The organism is Brevibacterium siliguriense, from assembly GCF_900105315.1.
GTDB classification, from domain to species: Bacteria; Actinomycetota; Actinomycetes; order Actinomycetales; family Brevibacteriaceae; genus Brevibacterium; species Brevibacterium siliguriense.
Map to the genome: position 1 here is coordinate 2,884,701 of NZ_LT629766.1, position 15,793 is coordinate 2,900,493.

Below are 15,793 nucleotides of genomic sequence, written 5' to 3' on the forward strand. Positions count from 1 at the left end.
TATGGCCGTCGATGATTTCGAGATCCCGAGGTCGAGCAAACGAAAACTCCCGAGCTTCGCCATGTCCCCCGAGACGTTCGGACGGGGAGCCGAGGCTTTCGCCCGGTTCATGGGCACGCCGGCTTTCCTCGTCGGCATGACCGTGTTCTGCGCGGTGTGGCTGCTGTGGAACACCCTGCTGCCCGAATCGTGGCAGTTCGACCCGAGGTCGCTGAACTTCACCCTGCTGACCCTCATCCTGTCGCTGCAGGCCTCCTATGCGGCCCCGCTGATCCTGCTTGCCGAGAACCGCAGCACCGACCGCGACCGCGTCGAGTTCGAACACGACCGGCAGCGCGCCGAACGCAACCTCGCCGACACCGAGTACCTGGCACGGGAAGTGGCGGCGCTGCGCATCGCCATGCGTGAGGTCGCGACCCGTGACTTCATCCGCTCCGAGCTCAAGGATCTGCTCAAGGAATTGGAGGACGAGAGACAGGACGGCAATCAGGCCGACGGCGTCGACTCCCGGTCCTCCGAACAGCGCCGAGGCGGCTCCCACAGCGGATGACGAGACGACGAACGAAGCGGTAGGGTTGAGAGCCCGGAAGAGCTGATCCGGGAAGGAAAGGACGTGGGCATGACTGGTCCCTCTGAAGAGGCTGTGAGAGAGGCGCTGACCGGTGTCATCGACCCGGAGATCCGCCGCAATATCGTCGAGCTCGATATGGTCGAATCGATCGACATCGACGGCGGCAAGGTCACCGTCACGGTTCTCCTCACAATCGCCGGATGCCCGCTCAAGGATACGATCTCCCGAGACACGGAAGCCGCGGTCTCCCGAGTCGACGGAGTGACCGGAGTCTCGGTTGTCCTCGGCACGATGAGTCCCGAACAGCGCAAGGCGATGAAGGAGAAGCTGCAGGGCACCGGTACCCGCGATATCCCGTTCAACCGCCCCGAGTCGCTGACGAAGGTCTATGCCGTCGCGTCAGGAAAGGGCGGAGTCGGCAAGTCGTCGGTGACCGCGAATCTCGCCGTGTCACTGGCGGCCAAAGGGCTGCGCGTCGGCATCGTCGACGCCGATATCTACGGCTTCTCCATTCCCGGCATGCTCGGTCTCTCCGGAAAGCCGACCCGAGTCGACGAGATGATCCTGCCGCAGGTCGCCCATAACGTGAAGGTGATGAGCATCGGCATGTTCGTCCCGCCGAGCCAGGCCGTCGTCTGGCGAGGTCCGATGCTCCATCGCGCCCTGCAGCAGTTCCTCACCGACGTGTTCTGGGGCGACCTCGACGTGCTGCTGCTCGATCTGCCTCCGGGCACGGGTGATATCGCGATCTCCGTGGCACAGCTGCTGCCCGATTCCGAGCTCCTCGTCGTCACCACTCCCCAGTCCGCGGCCGCTCAGGTTGCCGAACGCGCGGGATCCATCGCCACACAGACGAAGCAGACGTTGGCGGGAGTCATCGAGAACATGTCGTGGATGGAGATGCCCGACGGCACCCGGATGGAGGTGTTCGGCTCCGGCGGAGGTGCCAGCGTGGCAGAGAATCTCAGCGCCTCCCTCGAACACGAGGTTCCGCTGCTGGCTCAGGTCCCCTTGGACACTCGTCTGCGGGAAGGATCGGACGCCGGCACCCCGGTCGTGCTCGGCAGCCCCGAGTCGCCTGCTGCACGAGCCTTCGACTCCCTCGCGGAGTCGCTGCGGCGACGCAGTCGCGGCCTGTCCGGCAGATCCTTGGGCCTGAGCCCGGTCTGAGGCCGGTGTCTCCCCTCTCCACTTGCAACACCCTCGTCTGCTCTGTCTTCTCCGCTTTCAGCGCTATGACTGTCCTCGTCCGTCCGCCCTATGGAGCCCTCGACAAACGTGCAGCACACGCTCTGGGCGGTCCTGCGATCATCTGGAACGTCGACACCGGAGACTGGCAGCACAGGGACTCGAAGTGGACGGTCAGGCATGCGCGGTCGCAGGCCCGACCAGGATCGAATGGTGGAAGGGCAGATCGAATTTCTCTGCCGCGGCTGCTCGGATGACCTGTGCTCGAATCCCGAGCATCCCGCGGTGATGAAGAACTGAGGCGATCCGACCCAGTCGGAGAGGTTCTCAGGTGGCGTCGGGATCGAACGGTGCCGCGGCGGAGCGATCGCGCAAGTCGACCTGGGCCTGGAACCGTTCGATGGGTGAAGGTTCCCGGGTGGGGACCGCCTCGGTGTCGGTCTGAATCGACGAACCAGCACTTGGAGACTCAGCGGACGTTGCCTCCTGGGAAGTCCTCTCCTGTCGTTTGGACTCGCGGATGGCCGCATCCTCCTCGACGAGAGCCTCACGCACGATCCGGCGCGGATCATACTGACGCGGGTCGAGCTTCTGCCAATCCACGTCCTTGAAGTCGTCGCCGAAATCGCGTCGGACGCTGTCCTTGGCACCTTCGGCCATGCGGCGCATCTGGCGCACGAATTCCCGCAGCTTCTGAGCGTATTCGGGCAGGCGTTTGGGTCCGATCACGACCAAGGCCACAACGACCAGAATCACCATCTCGGTGCCGTTGATACCGAACATGGTCTCAAGTCTACCGTGGACGGCGGTAGCATCGACTCATGGTCAGCACAGGTTCGACAACGCGAAACTGCCGGGAGGTGCAGTGGACGAGATAGTCGTCGAACGGGTGCTGCGCATCGTCGAACTCGTTCCCGCCGCGCGCGTCGTCGCATACGGGACCGTCGGCGCTGTGGCCGACTGCTCGCCCCGCTATGTCGGGCGGGTGATGCGGGAATTCGGGTCGAACGTCACGTGGTGGCGGGTCGTCAACGCGGCCGGGATCCTGCCGCCCGAGATCTTCGCTCGAGCCCGCCTCCACTGGAACGATGAGGGCACTGCGCATTCGCATGAGCGCGTCGATCGCACGGCATTCGTCGATGTCGATGAACTCGATCAGCTGTGGCGCGCACACGGAATCGACCCCGAATGCGGTTAGACTTGGGAGAACTCAGCACCAGATGGGAGGGGACGGTTGGCACGCGAAAATGCAGGTGATCTCACCTTCTCGGAACAGTACAACGGTCCCGATCCGCTGCTCGACGCCGCTCGCACCCACTCTCATGAGTTCGGCATCGCTCCGGTCTCCCAGACCACGGCGAAGACGCTGACTCTGCTTGCCCGACTGCTCACACCGGTCGCGGCAGTCGAGGTCGGCACCGGGGTCGGAACATCGACCCTGTCGCTGCTGCGCGGAATGCCCACCGCCGGGATACTGACATCCATCGACACGAATTCCACGACTCAGAGCGCCGCGCGAGATCTGGTCGATATGGCCGGAATCCGACCGGGTCGGCTGCGGCTGATGAGCGGACGGGCCGAAGAGGTGCTCAAACGACTCGCGCCCTCGGCCTATGACATGGTCTTCATCGACGTCGAGCCGGGCAATCTGGAGAGAATGATCCAGCCCTCGCTGCGACTGCTCGACTCGCAGGGTCTGTTGGTCATCCACAAGACGCTGCTCAAGGGCGCCGTCGCCGATCCCGTCGATCGCACTCCCCGCACCCAGGCGGCCCGCAGCATGCTCAACCGCATCGCGGAACAGGGAAATCTCGAGCGGGTGCTGCTGCCCATCGGCGAAGGGCTGCTGCTTCTGCAGAAGTCCCGGTGAATGCGACAACAGCAGAGACCTACAGGTAAGTCTCTGCTGTTCGTGCGTCTCGGATCGGCCGTGCTCTGCGGCCGTCGCCTCAGAGCCCCAATGTCTGGGCGAGAGTGTCGTGGAGTCCGGTGGCTTCGTCTCTGCTGAGCTCGATCACCAGGCGACCTCCGCCTTCGACTGGAAGCCGCATCACCATGCTTCGGCCTTCTTCGGTCACTTCCAGAGGTCCGTCGCCGGTGCGGGGTTTCTGGGCTGCCATATGGGCTCTTCCTTCCGTTGTCATACAAAGACGGTTCACACCAGGTGGACCGAAAGATGTACTCACGATTATTCCATGATCCGCGCGTTCCCGGTAACTCTCCCACCCATCGGACCGTCGCGGCGGCAGATCAGCGGGAGATCACAGTAACCCTGCCGACGGTCACGGCGGCAGATCGGCGGGCGGGGTGAAGTGCCACAGGTAGGCGACCCACACGATCTGGAGCAGGATATAGGCCACCAGCATCGCTGCCCGATAGCCGCGGGAGCGCACCAGCGCCAGAGTCAGCGCCAGCGGGAACAGCGGCAGCAGCAGTCGGAGGGTGGAGGTCTGCGGATTGAAGAAGATAAGCAGGTACAGACCGTAGCCGAGGCAGAACAGCTGCAGGGTCCGGCCCATACGTGCACCCGCCGGGGAGAAGATCAGAGCGAGCATTCCAGCGACGACGATGACGAGCAGCACCGGCCCCAGCGGACCGATGAGGCTGATCGACCGCGCCACCCATTGGACGACGAATGTGGTCTCTCCGGTGTGCCAGGCCGCCTCGGTGTCGGTGTAGGCCGTCAGCGATCCCGTCGCCCACCATGCGTGGATCGGGTGGATGAGGGCCGCCGCGCACGAGAGCACGCCCAGAGTCCAGGACCGGAGTGCTTCGCCGGCCGGATACGGATCGGTCCGGCGGCGGAGGAAGCGGTCGATGAGGTGGAAGAGCATGAAGAACGAGAATGCCACACCGATGGGTCGCGACAGATCCATGAACACGACGACCGGAATCGCGGTGAGGTAGCGGCGTTCGATGACGAGGAAGAGCGTCGTCGCCTGCAGCAGCAGGGTCAGGGATTCGGCATAGCCGGTGGAGAAGATCGCGGCCGGCGGGAAGAACATCACGAGCGCCAGTCCTATCAGCGCCTGACCGGCGTCGACGTACTTCCGGAAGAGATGGAGGATGACGATCGAGGCCAGACCCGCGGCGAGTGTGGACACGATCGGCGAGATGACTTCGTAGCTCAGCCCCGTGAGGTCGGCCAGAGTGGACACGATCGACGGGTGCAACGGATAGAACGCCCACTGGTTTTCGGTCACCGCTCCCGAGTCATCGATGGGCAGGACGCGGGGATACCCCTCCTCGGCGACACGCCCGTACCAGCCGCCGTCCCAGAAGTTGAGGAAGTCATTGAGCGTCGTCGTCACCGGGGACGACGACCAGTTCGCCGGGTCCTGACGTTTGAGGACCGCGGCGAAGATCGACATGCTCACGACGCGGGAGGCGAAGTAGACAGCTACGGCCTGCAGCCACACGGGCAGGCTCAAGAACAGAGCGCCGAGGCGGCTGAAGCGGGAGGAGTCGAAGACTTCGGGGGCGAGGGTGATTCCGGGTAGGTCTGCGGGGCGGCTCATCGTGGTCCGGCAGCCGTTTCCGGTCCCTCAGAGACAGCCGCGGATTCGAGTTCGCTCAAGCGTGCTCGCAGCAGCGCCATAGCTTCGTCGACGTCTTCCATCCGGTAGCCGCGCAGAGCGGGCCGGAATCGCAGCGAGTCCAGATCCTGACTGGTGAACTCGGCAGGCAGACCGGTCCAGCGCTCTTCAGCCTCGTCGACGGTTTCGGACGAGAAGACATTGAAGGTCGCTGCGACGACGAATACGAGGACGAAGACCGCGGCCGCTACACCGATGACAATCCACAAAGGCATGCCCCCATTTTCGCATAGGCGCTTGAGAGGAACGCTCAGCGCAGTCCGCGCACGGTGTGTTTCGGTGCCGCTTCGCCGGTGATCGACACGGTCACGTCGATGGCGTCGGCAGTGGCTCGCACATCGTGGGTGCGGATCATCGCCGCGCCCTTCTCGATGGCCAGCGCGGTCGCTGCGATCGTGCCGTACAGCCGATCCTGTGGGGCCACGTCCCCGATCGCCTCGCCGACGAAGTCCTTGCGTGAGATCGCCAGGAGCACCGGATAGCCGGTGGCGGTGAACCGTTCGAGTTCGCGCAGCAGCCGCAGCGAGTGGTAGGTGTTCTTTCCGAAGTCCGGAGTGGGATCGATGATGATCCGGTCGTCGGGGACACCCGCCGCACGGGCCGCCTCGGCGAGCTCGAGGACGCCGGACACGGTGGAGTCGACGACGTCACCGGCCTGCAGACCATAGCGGTCGCGGTGGGCGTCGGTACGCGGATCCAATCCCCCTGTATGAGAGCAGACGATGCCGACGTCGTGCCTGGCAGCCACCTCGGCGAGTTTCGGGTCGACCCCGGCCCAGGTGTCATTGAGCAGTCCCGCACCGGCCGCGCAGGCGGCCTCTGCCACCTCATGGCGCCAGGTATCGACGCTGATGAGCATGTGCGGGTGGGACCCGGCGACAGCTTCGATGGTGGGACAGACCCGGTCGATCTCCTCGTTCACCGAGATCTCCCGGCCGCGGCCGGCGCGCACTCCCCCGATATCGACGATCTGGGCACCAGCGGAGGCTGCCGCCTCCACGGCGGCGATCGCCTCGTCGTGAGTGGCGGCGGATTCGTAGAAGGAATCGGTGGTGCGGTTGATGACAGCCATGATCGCCGGGGTTCCGGGACGGGCGCGGGTCAGATCGAAGCGTTCGGTTCCCGGAGCCGCTGAGGTGTCGCCCCTCATGCTCGACCGCCCGCAGGCTTCGATGCGGCGGAGCCCACCCCGTTCGGATGAGTTCCCGGTCCGATCGCGGCGACGACCTCGTCGATGTCGTCGGTGAGGGTGAACATGTCCAAGTCTGCTGCGCTGATCGTCCCCGCAGCGAGAAGCGTGCCGCGCATCCAGTCGACGAGCCCGCTCCAGTAGTCGGTTCCGAACAGCACGATCGGAAACGAGGTGATCTTGCCCGTCTGGACCATCGTGAAGGCTTCGAACAGCTCATCGAGTGTGCCCAAACCGCCGGACATGACGACGAATCCGCGCGAGTACTTGAGGAACATGGTCTTGCGGACGAAGAAGTAGCGGAAGTTCACGCCGAGTTCGACATGTTCGTTGAGTCCGGTCTCGAAGGGCAGCTCGATGCCGAGTCCGATGGACACGCCCCCGCCCTCACACGCACCGAGGTTGCCGGCCTCCATGATTCCAGGACCACCGCCGGTGATGATCGCATTGCCGTTCTCGGCGATGCGGCGGGCGATCTCCCGGGTGTCCGCATAGGCCTGAGTGCCGGCCTTCAGGCGTGCGGATCCGAAGATCGACACGGCCGGTCCGATCTCTGCCAGAGAGCCGAATCCTTCGACGAACTCGGCTTGGATTCGCATGACGCGCCACGGATCCTCGTGAACCCAGTCGGTGCCCGACTTCGATTCGAGGAGGCGCTGGTCCGTCGTCGTCTCCGGCACCTGGTCACCGCTCAGCCGCAGCGGGCCCTTGCTGTAGAAGCCAGGGCCGCCCGCCGGATCTGCTGCTGGGACGTCTGCCGATTCGGCTGCAGGATCACCCGCTGGGGCGCCCATCCCATCGCCTGCCGAGCCATCTGTCGCTCTGGTCATCTCGTTCACCGGCCCTGGAGGTAGCTGCGCAGAGTTGCGGTGGCCTGTTCCACCTCGGTGACTCTCACATGCTCATCCGACTTGTGGGCATACAGCGGGTTGCCGGGACCGAAATTCACCGCCGGAACACCGAGTGCGCTGAACCGGGACACATCGGTCCAGCCGAGCTTCGGTGCCGGGGACAGACCGAGAGTGTCGACGAAATCCTGGGCGATCGCTCGGTCGAGTCCGGGACGAGCCCCTTCGGCGACATCGGTGACATCGACGTCGAAACCGGTGAACAGCTCGCGCAGGAAGGATTCCGCCTCGGCGGCGGACTTACTCGGTGCGAAGCGATAGTTCACGGAGACGACGCATTCGTCGGGCACGACGTTTCCGGCCACTCCCCCGCGAATGTTCACCGCGGACAGGGATTCGCGATAGTCGAGCCCGTCGACCGTGACCGTGTCGGTCTCGAATTCGGCGAGTCGGGTGAGCACTTCGGCTGAGGAATGGATGGCGTTGACGCCCATGAATGCGCGGGCCGAGTGAGCGCGGACTCCGGTGGTGGTGACGTCGACTCGGATGGTGCCGTTGCAGCCGCCTTCGACGGAAGCATTCGAGGGTTCGCCGAGGATCGCGAAGTCACCGACCAGCCAATCAGGATGGTTGCGGGCGACGCGACCGAGTCCGTTGAGGGAGGCATCGACCTCCTCGTGGTCGTAGAAGACCCAGCTGACATCGCGACTCGGTGCAGTCAGTGCGGCCGCCGTGGACAGCTGCATCGCCACTCCGGCCTTCATATCGCAGGCGCCCCGACCCCAGATGACCTCGTCATCGGGGTAGTTCTCGCCGGACATGTGGGTGCGCACGGGCGGAAGATTGTCTTCGACGGGGACGGTGTCGAGGTGGCCGGCGACGACGATGCGCTCGGCCAGTCCCAGGTTCGTGCGAGCGATGATGGTGTCTCCGTCGCGGAGGATCTCCAGGTCCGGCCCCGATCCCGCGCCGATCTTCTCCAAGACGTCGACGACGGCGTCGGCCAGGGCGGTTTCGTTCCCGGACACAGATTCGACGGCGCACAGGCGGCCGGTGAGTTCGGCAGGGTCGCCCAGTGCGGCGAACAGGTAGTCACCGAGGTCTCCGTCGGGCGCGAATATGGCATCAGTCTCAGCAGATGGATCGACAGTCATATCTCTTAGCCTAGTACGGCGCCACCGTCTAGGCTTGAGGCATGACAGAACGCATCGTTTCCGCACGTGGTCTCGCCACGATCCACTCCGACACCGTCCTCTCCGTCTGGTACCCCGCCCTGAGCACGGGAGATACTCCTGACTCCGCCGAGGCGGCCGCCACCGCCCGCGCCGTCGACGATGGCCTCGACGCCTTGGTGGGCACCGATGAGCCCCGCGGCACCCGTTCCGAGGTCGTCACCACCACGATCGACCTCGATGCCGGTCCCGCCTCGGCGGCCGATGCCTACCTGCGTCTGCACGCGCTGTCCCACCGCGTCGTGACACCGAACGATGTCAACCTCGACGGCATCTTCGGCCATATCGCCAACGTCGTGTGGACCTCCTTCGGCGCCTGCTCACCAGAGGACTTCGAGGCCACTCGTGCGAAGCTCCTCGCTCGCGGACCCGTCGCCGTGTACGGACTCGATAAGTTCCCGCGGATGACCGACTTCGTCATCCCCTCCGGTGTGCGCATCGCCGATGCCGACCGTGTCCGCCTCGGCGCTCACCTGGCTCCCGGCACCACCGTCATGCACGAGGGCTTCGTGAACTTCAACGCCGGCACACTGGGTTCGGCCATGGTCGAAGGCCGGGTCTCTCAGGGCGTCGTCGTTGGTGACGGATCGGACATCGGCGGCGGAGCCTCGATCATGGGCACGCTCTCCGGCGGCGGCACGCACCGGATCTCCATCGGCTCGGGCAGCCTGCTCGGTGCGAATGCCGGCGTCGGCATCTCCATCGGCGATGACTGCATCGTCGAAGCCGGCCTCTACATCACCGCCGGCACCCGCGTGACGGTTCCCGGCGAAGGCGATGCCGTGGTCAAGGCTGCCGAGCTCAGCGGGAAGAACAACATCCTCTTCCGCCGCAATTCGGTCACCGGCACCGTCGAGGCGATCGCACGCGACTCCAAGGGCATCGAGCTCAACCCCGACCTGCACTGATCTGCGGGCCGTCAATCCTCTGAGGGCGCGTTCACATCGTGTGAACGCGCCCTCTGCTTATTCACTGCTCTGCCGGTGCGGGTCGCTGCGGTAGGGAGGTGAATGGAGAAATCGTGAATGCACAACGGCGCCGGGCAGAGGAGTCTGCTCCGGCACCGTTGCAACTGGACGCGGCACTCAGCGTGCCGCGAGGGGACTCAGCGTGCGCTGATGTCCTTGTAGTTACGGTTGTATTCGCCCGTGTAGATCTGGCGGGGACGGCCGATCTTCGTCTCGGGGTCCTTGATCATCTCGCGCCACTGGGCGATCCAGCCAGGCAGGCGACCGACCGAGAAGAGCACTGTGAACATATTCGTCGGGAATCCGAGAGCCTTGTAGATGAGGCCCGTGTAGAAGTCGACGTTCGGGTAGAGCTTGCGCTCGACGAAGTAGTCGTCGGCCAGCGCGATCTCTTCGAGCTGCTGAGCCAATTCGAGCAGCGGGTCGCCGCCGGACCGGGCGAGAACCTCGTCAGCCGTCTTCTTGATGATCTTCGCGCGCGGATCATAGTTCTTGTACACGCGGTGACCGAAGCCCATGAGACGAACGCCGTCTTCCTTGTTCTTCACGCGTTCCATGAACTTCTTCGGTCCGTCATCGGAGGCCGCGATCTGCTCGAGCATCTCGAGCACTGCGGAGTTCGCTCCGCCGTGCAGCGGTCCGGCCAGAGCGTTGACGCCGGCCGAGATCGACTGGAACACGTTGGCCTGCGACGAGCCGACGAGGCGAACCGTCGAGGTCGAGCAGTTCTGCTCGTGATCTGCGTGGAGGATGAAAAGCTGATCCATGGCCTTGACTGCCAGCGGATCCGGTTCGTATTCCTCAGCGGGAACGCCGAAGTTCACTCGCAGGAAGTTCTCCACGAGGCTCAGCGAGTTATCCGGGTGGATGACCGGCAAGCCCATGTTCTTCCGATGCGCAAGTGCCGCGATGGTCGGCATCTTCGCAAGCAGACGGAACGACGAGGTATCGATCTGGTCTTCGTCAAAGACATCGAGGTCATCTTGGTAGAACGTCGACAAAGCCGCGACGGCAGCTGCCACCATAGGCATCGGATGAGCGTCGTACGGAAACGCACGGAAGAAGCGCCGCAGGTCCTCGTGGACGATGGTGTGCCCGCGCAGGCGAGCGTCGAAGGCATCGTACTGTTCCTGAGTCGGCAGCTCACCGTAGATGAGGAGGTAGCAGACTTCGACGAAGTTCGACTGTTCCGCGAGCTGTTCGATCGGGTAACCGCGGTACTGCAGCTCACCGTTGTCACCATCGATGTAGGTGATGGACGACGAGGTGGTTGCAGTGTTGGCAAACCCTGGATCGTATGTGACCGCGCCGGTCTCTTTCAGCAGAGAACCGATACGGTATCCGTTGTTGCCCGCTGTTGCTGACACCTCGGGCAGTGTCAGTTCCGTATCAGCGATCCTGAGGTTCGCCTCCGAAGTCATTCGATCTCCTCACCGTTGACCGACCCCAAGAACTTCCTGAGGTGTTTTGCACAGTTCTTTCAAAGACTACCGACAACTGCGGGAATCAGAAAATCACTGCACGCTTCATATACTGGCTGGTAATACGTCTGACCAGGGCAGATAACAGTTTTTCGCCCTGTATGAAGTCTTAGCAGGAACTTAGCGGACGCTCGGAAACCGTCGACTTCCTCGCACCATGCCCCACCCTCGCAATCATCTCGCGGCGGCCCGAAGACGCTCGGCCGCGGCTCGAATGCGTTCGTCGGTGGCGGTCAGCGCAATCCGCACATGGTCGGAAGCCGCCGCTCCGTAGAACTCGCCGGGGCCCGCCACGATGCCGAGTTCGGCAAGGTCAGCTAGTGAGTCCCAGCAGTTCTTGTCCGCGGTCGACCACAGGTAGAGGCCGGCGGTCGAATGATCGATGCGGAATCCGTACTCTTCGAGTCCTGAACGCAGCCGCTCTCGCCGTGACCGGTAGGTCTCCTTCTGCGCCAGCACGTGCTCGGTGTCGAGGAGTCCGGCGACCATGGCTTCCTGAATCGGGAACGGCACGATCATTCCCGCGTGCTTGCGTGAGCGGGTGAGATCGGAGATGAGCTCGGCATCACCGGCGACGAACGCCGCGCGGTAGCCGGCGAGGTTCGACTGCTTCGACATCGAGTACACACTCAGCACACCGGCACTCGACTCCCCCGCGGCTGCAAGTACGCTCGGCGCCGGCTCATCCGATTCCCAGTTGAGCAGTCCGTAGCATTCGTCCGAAGCAACGATGACTCCGGCGGCGCGGGCACGGCGGACCACCTCGGCGAGGGTCTGCACATCGAGAACCTCACCGGTCGGGTTGCTCGGGGTGTTGATCCAGAGCAGACCGACGCCGTCCAGGGCTGCACCGTCGACGACCTGCGCGGCGTCGAGACGACGGCATTCGACGCCCGCAATCGTCGCACCCATCTCGTAGGTCGGGTAGGCAGCGGACGGACAGGCGACGGTCAGTCCTCGCTCGCGCAGTCCCAACAGGGTCGGCAGCCAGGCTACGAACTCCTTCGAGCCCACAGTCGGCAGGATCTCCGTGGCGGGATCGAGGTGAACCGAATGCCAGTTCTCGTACCACCAGGCGATGGCCTCGCGCAGCTGCGCGGTACCGGCAGTCGTCGGGTACCCGTGGGCATCACCGGCGTCCGACAGCGCGCGACGGATCACTTCTGGCGTGGGGTCGACGGGAGTGCCGATGGAGAGGTCACACACTCCGTCGGGATGCTCGGCGGCTCGGCGACGGAATTCGGTGAGACGGTCCCACGGGTAGTCCGGAAGGTTGAGTCCGAAAGCGTTCGTCATCGTTCAGTCGTCGTGATTCTGCGGCGGCAGGGCGGAGATGATCGGGTGATCCTTGCCGGTGTTGCCGAGCTTCGCGGCACCTCCGGGCGAACCGAGGTCGTCGAAGAACTCGACATTGGCCCTGTAGTACTCTTCCCACTCATCGGGCACATCGTCTTCGTAGAAGATGGCTTCGACGGGGCATACGGGTTCGCACGCACCGCAGTCGACGCATTCGTCGGGGTGGATGTACAGGCTGCGTTCGCCCTCGTAGATGCAGTCGACGGGGCATTCGTCGATGCAGGCCTTGTCCTTGAGGTCCACACAGGGCTGGGCGATGATGTACGTCACTGGGCTGACTCCTCGAAACACTCACAGATGGTGCGCATATACCTCCCACAATACGCCTTCGCCCGAGTCCCGTGACCACCGGTCTCAAGTGATTCGTGTTGCATCTGACATCGCCGCCCACGCCTGCGCCCGACCAGGTCCGGCGTGTCATAGGGTGGGAGGGCATCATTTTCGCGGAGGAAGGCCAGAAGTGGACGATCTGCAGCCCGGCAGACGAGTGGTCGTGCGGTATTCGCTCGAACCCGGTGACACCCATTCGACGTCCGATGCCCTCGGAGTCGTCACAGCCGTCGACGAGGCGGGGCTCGAGATCGATACGAAGCGCGGTCCCCTGCGCATCGCTCGTGAGCAGGTCCTCCTCGTCCACGAGGTGCCCCGGCTCCGACGAAGGCCGGACGCACGCATGAGATCGTCTCCGCCGTGGATCTGCGGCGCATCTCCGCTGCCGCCTGGCTGCCTGAGGATGTGTACTGGCTGCACGTAGAGAACCTGCGCAACGAAGGCACCGAGGCGGCCGCAGAGGTCAGCCTGCTGCAGAAGGGCTGGCTGCTGCGTCATTCGGATTCCGCGACCCGCCGTGCCAATTCCTGCCTGCCCGTGACCGATTCCGGTCTGGGTTGGGAACAGGGGCTCGACGCCGTCGAAGAATGGTATCGAGCTCGCGGAAGGCCCAGTCGCGTCCAGATCTATTCCGCAGACGATTCCTCGACCCTGGCCCCCGAATGCGAGGGGCTCGCTCCTCTGCTCTCCGCCCGCGGCTACACCCCCTCAGAGGCCACACTGCTGCTCACCGGCGCCACGGTCGAGGCGTCCGGTGGTGCGTCCTCTCCCGCCGAGGCGGCCGCCCCCGGACTCATCATCGACGTCTCCGATGCGCCAACTGCCGAGCATTTCGCCGCATGGACGTCCCAGCGCAGCCCCGGTGACGAACCGGGTTCGGCAGAGGCCTTCCGGACGCTCATCGAAGCCGATCAGCCATGTGAGTTCGTCACCGCATACGCCGAACATCCCGATGGCTCGAAATCGATGGTGGCGGCGTGCAGAGTCGTTGAGCGCAGCAAATGGGGTGTCATCACCAACCTCATCTCCCGTCCCGATCTGCGGCGACGCGGCGCCGGGCGCTCGGTGGCCGCCGCCGCGGCAACGCTGCTCGCACAGCGCGGAGTCCGGTCCTATCTCGTCGACATCGAAACGAGCAATGACGCGTCCCTGAACCTCTTCACTTCTCTCGGCGCGACCGTGCGTCACCGGTCCTGGTACGCCGAAGCGCGCTGATCGGCTCTCCTCCTGCAAAGCGGACTCAGCCCTTGCACTCGACCTTGTTCACCGGCCGGTAGACGGTGGTGAAGCCGTCCTTCGTGGTCTGGCCCGTTGCGATGTCCTTCATGGTCCGGGTGATTCGGATCGACCAACCGCCCTTCGGCGACTGCGGAGTGCACGAGGAACCGCTTTCGGTGACCAAGCCCGGTGAGGTGCGGTTGAACCGGTCCGAGGCGTCGGCCGACACATCGTACTTCTTCACGCCGAAGACCTTCGCATGGACTTCTCCGTCTTTGAGGTACATGTCGAGCACGACCGGAGTCTTCGAGCTGTTCGTGAACTTCATATCGATCGAGGACCAGTCCAGAGTCGACTCGCGCCCTTCCGGATAACGGGAGATGTAACGCGAATGCGCTTGGTGCTCGTCGAGCTCGAAGCCTGCGAAGAACGCGGCATTGAACAGGGTCGTCGACACCTGTGAGACTCCGCCGCCGTAGTCCTCCTTCATCTGCCCTTCGGAGATCACTCCGGCGGGTTTGTAGCCGTTCGCGGCTGTGCGCTGACCCAGAGCCTCGTTGAGGGAGAACTGCTCACCGGGCTGGAGGACGGTGCCGGAGACCTTCTTCGAGGCCACCCGCAGGTTGGTATCGCGATTGGGTTCGGATTTGTACCCGGTGGAGAAGTGAGACACGGTGTCGGAGACATCGGCTTTCTTCGCGTCCGTCGTCGTGAAGTCGGGTTTGACGGAGGACAGGGTGACGGTCGGTTCGTCTTCCTTGCCGTTGATGGAATCGGTGACCGCAGTGGTCAGCTCCTTGGCCTTGATCCCGATTCCGTCGCGGGAGGGCACGACCTCGGGCTTGCCGTCCTTGATCTTGAAACTGGCGTCCTCGGCCGGTCGGCCGATGTCCTTGTTCGCCGCCAGCACGGACTTCTGCAGCTCGTGTTGGTCGAAGACGGGTTTGAGCTTCGAGTCCTCAGCCTTGAACGTCAGAGTCTTTGCAACGGTCTTCGGTGACACGGTGAGGTCACCGCCTTTGACCTCGGAGTCCGCATCCTTCGCCGGCTTCGCTGTGAGCGTGAGGTCCTTGCTCACGGCATCTTTCGCGAATCCGTCGGCCATGTCTTCAGCTTCGGCTGTGGTGATATCGGGATCGACGCTCGTCGGGCTGACCGGCAGGGCATCCTCGGTGCGCAGCCAATGCTCGTCGATGGCGGTGCGCACGGCGGCGGTGTCGACGGTCTGTCCTTTCTTGCCGTCCTTGACCTTCGGTGTGGTCTTAACGTATTCGAGTTCGGCGTCTGTGGGTTCGACGGCGAGGGATTCCGTGACCTTCGCTGTCTCCTCGTCGAACTTCTTCTCGTCGACCTCGATGACGGGATCGACGTCGTCTTCACCGAACAGGCGGTCCCAGATGACGGTGGGGTCGAGGCTGAAGCCCGTGATGCGCTCGATTGTCGCTTCCGCATCGAAGGCGATACCGGCCTTCTGCGGGTCGAGCTTCGCTGTCGGCTCTCCGGCCTTCAGGACGATGTTCTTCTCCGCATCGTCCCGCAGGTCATTGCGCAGAGTGTTCTCGGCTTCCGTCGCGGACTTGCCGCCGATGTCGATTCCGGCCACATTCGTCCCCGGTGCCAGCATGCGTCCGCTGAAGAAGCCGATCGCCACGTAGACGGCGGCCAGCACGACGACTGCCAGGAGGATGAACGGCCAGATCGCCTTCTTCCGGACACCGTTGCCGGACGGGTCAGGCCCGCCGGAGTTCGAGGTTCCATCGGACAAGGTATTGGTCGGCATCATTCTCCCGAGGGTGTCGATATCGACTGTTTCGGT

The 15,793-nt window shown here is 64.1% G+C and carries 18 protein-coding genes; 7 read left to right on the forward strand and 11 right to left on the reverse strand.

Features of this window, described 5'->3' with window-relative positions; genetic code table 11:
- The first annotated feature begins 1 nt into the window (after position 1).
- Positions 2 to 550 carry a DUF1003 domain-containing protein gene (locus BLU88_RS12855; RefSeq protein ID WP_092014570.1) on the forward strand — a complete coding sequence of 183 codons (549 nt, stop codon included), beginning with the start codon at positions 2 to 4 and terminating at the stop codon, positions 548 to 550.
- Positions 551 to 619: 69 nt separating this feature from the next.
- Complete coding sequence (locus BLU88_RS12860; protein WP_092014573.1) at positions 620 to 1,741, forward strand: Mrp/NBP35 family ATP-binding protein; 1,122 nt, start codon at positions 620 to 622, stop codon at positions 1,739 to 1,741.
- Between the two features lie 345 nt (positions 1,742 to 2,086).
- Here BLU88_RS12860 and BLU88_RS12865 read toward each other — a convergent pair whose 3' ends face one another.
- Positions 2,087 to 2,542, reverse strand: a complete 456-nt coding sequence (locus tag BLU88_RS12865) for a twin-arginine translocase TatA/TatE family subunit (protein ID WP_092014576.1) — start codon at positions 2,540 to 2,542, stop codon at positions 2,087 to 2,089.
- 82 nt (positions 2,543 to 2,624) lie between these two features.
- Between BLU88_RS12865 and BLU88_RS12870 the strand changes: the two genes are divergently transcribed.
- Positions 2,625 to 2,957 carry an MGMT family protein gene (locus BLU88_RS12870; RefSeq protein WP_092014579.1) on the forward strand — a complete coding sequence of 111 codons (333 nt, stop codon included), beginning with the start codon at positions 2,625 to 2,627 and terminating at the stop codon, positions 2,955 to 2,957.
- Between the two features lie 36 nt (positions 2,958 to 2,993).
- Positions 2,994 to 3,629, forward strand: a complete 636-nt coding sequence (locus BLU88_RS12875) for an O-methyltransferase (protein WP_092014582.1) — start codon at positions 2,994 to 2,996, stop codon at positions 3,627 to 3,629.
- A 79-nt stretch (positions 3,630 to 3,708) separates the two neighbouring features.
- On the opposite strand, the gene BLU88_RS12880 is transcribed toward BLU88_RS12875, so the two are convergent.
- The 6 genes from BLU88_RS12880 to dapE form a co-directional block, all read right to left on the reverse strand.
- Positions 3,709 to 3,879: a DUF3117 domain-containing protein gene (locus tag BLU88_RS12880; protein WP_064485784.1), complete on the reverse strand. Its 171-nt coding sequence runs from the start codon at positions 3,877 to 3,879 to the stop codon at positions 3,709 to 3,711.
- A gap of 162 nt (positions 3,880 to 4,041) precedes the next feature.
- Positions 4,042 to 5,277 carry a hypothetical protein gene (locus BLU88_RS12885; protein ID WP_092014585.1) on the reverse strand — a complete coding sequence of 412 codons (1,236 nt, stop codon included), beginning with the start codon at positions 5,275 to 5,277 and terminating at the stop codon, positions 4,042 to 4,044.
- Positions 5,274 to 5,570 carry a DivIVA domain-containing protein gene (locus BLU88_RS12890; RefSeq protein WP_092014589.1) on the reverse strand — a complete coding sequence of 99 codons (297 nt, stop codon included), beginning with the start codon at positions 5,568 to 5,570 and terminating at the stop codon, positions 5,274 to 5,276. Before BLU88_RS12890 ends, BLU88_RS12885 begins: the two co-directional genes overlap by 4 nt.
- A 35-nt stretch (positions 5,571 to 5,605) precedes the next feature.
- A complete protein-coding gene (gene folP / locus BLU88_RS12895; RefSeq protein WP_092014593.1) occupies positions 5,606 to 6,505 on the reverse strand; it encodes a dihydropteroate synthase in 900 nt (299 codons plus the stop codon).
- On the reverse strand, positions 6,502 to 7,374 hold the full coding sequence (locus tag BLU88_RS12900; RefSeq protein WP_231939403.1) for an LOG family protein: 873 nt from the start codon (positions 7,372 to 7,374) through the stop codon (positions 6,502 to 6,504). Before BLU88_RS12900 ends, folP begins: the two co-directional genes overlap by 4 nt.
- A gap of 5 nt (positions 7,375 to 7,379) precedes the next feature.
- A complete protein-coding gene (dapE, locus tag BLU88_RS12905) occupies positions 7,380 to 8,546 on the reverse strand; it encodes a succinyl-diaminopimelate desuccinylase (protein WP_092014600.1) in 1,167 nt (388 codons plus the stop codon).
- A 41-nt stretch (positions 8,547 to 8,587) separates the two neighbouring features.
- Here dapE and dapD point away from each other — a divergent pair, with 41 nt between their 5' ends.
- A complete protein-coding gene (gene dapD, locus BLU88_RS12910; protein ID WP_092014603.1) occupies positions 8,588 to 9,532 on the forward strand; it encodes a 2,3,4,5-tetrahydropyridine-2,6-dicarboxylate N-succinyltransferase in 945 nt (314 codons plus the stop codon).
- 197 nt (positions 9,533 to 9,729) lie between these two features.
- Here the strand turns inward: dapD and BLU88_RS12915 are convergent, their stop codons facing one another.
- The 3 genes from BLU88_RS12915 to fdxA form a co-directional block, all read right to left on the reverse strand.
- On the reverse strand, positions 9,730 to 11,013 hold the full coding sequence (locus BLU88_RS12915) for a citrate synthase (RefSeq protein WP_092014606.1): 1,284 nt from the start codon (positions 11,011 to 11,013) through the stop codon (positions 9,730 to 9,732).
- Positions 11,014 to 11,247: 234 nt separating this feature from the next.
- Complete coding sequence (dapC, locus tag BLU88_RS12920) at positions 11,248 to 12,369, reverse strand: succinyldiaminopimelate transaminase (protein WP_092014609.1); 1,122 nt, start codon at positions 12,367 to 12,369, stop codon at positions 11,248 to 11,250.
- Between the two features lie 3 nt (positions 12,370 to 12,372).
- Positions 12,373 to 12,699: a ferredoxin gene (gene fdxA / locus BLU88_RS12925; RefSeq protein WP_092014612.1), complete on the reverse strand. Its 327-nt coding sequence runs from the start codon at positions 12,697 to 12,699 to the stop codon at positions 12,373 to 12,375.
- Between the two features lie 190 nt (positions 12,700 to 12,889).
- On the opposite strand from fdxA, the gene BLU88_RS18770 reads away from it, so the two are divergent.
- Entirely contained in the window at positions 12,890 to 13,183 is a 294-nt protein-coding gene (locus BLU88_RS18770) for a putative acetyltransferase (RefSeq protein WP_231939404.1), read from the forward strand.
- Positions 13,120 to 13,974 (forward strand): GNAT family N-acetyltransferase, encoded by an 855-nt coding sequence (locus BLU88_RS12930; protein ID WP_231939405.1) that lies wholly within the window; start codon positions 13,120 to 13,122, stop codon positions 13,972 to 13,974. Before BLU88_RS18770 ends, BLU88_RS12930 begins: the two co-directional genes overlap by 64 nt.
- Positions 13,975 to 13,999: 25 nt before the next feature.
- Here the strand turns inward: BLU88_RS12930 and BLU88_RS12935 are convergent, their stop codons facing one another.
- Positions 14,000 to 15,760: a VanW family protein gene (locus BLU88_RS12935; protein WP_231939406.1), complete on the reverse strand. Its 1,761-nt coding sequence runs from the start codon at positions 15,758 to 15,760 to the stop codon at positions 14,000 to 14,002.
- Positions 15,761 to 15,793: the final 33 nt, after the last annotated feature.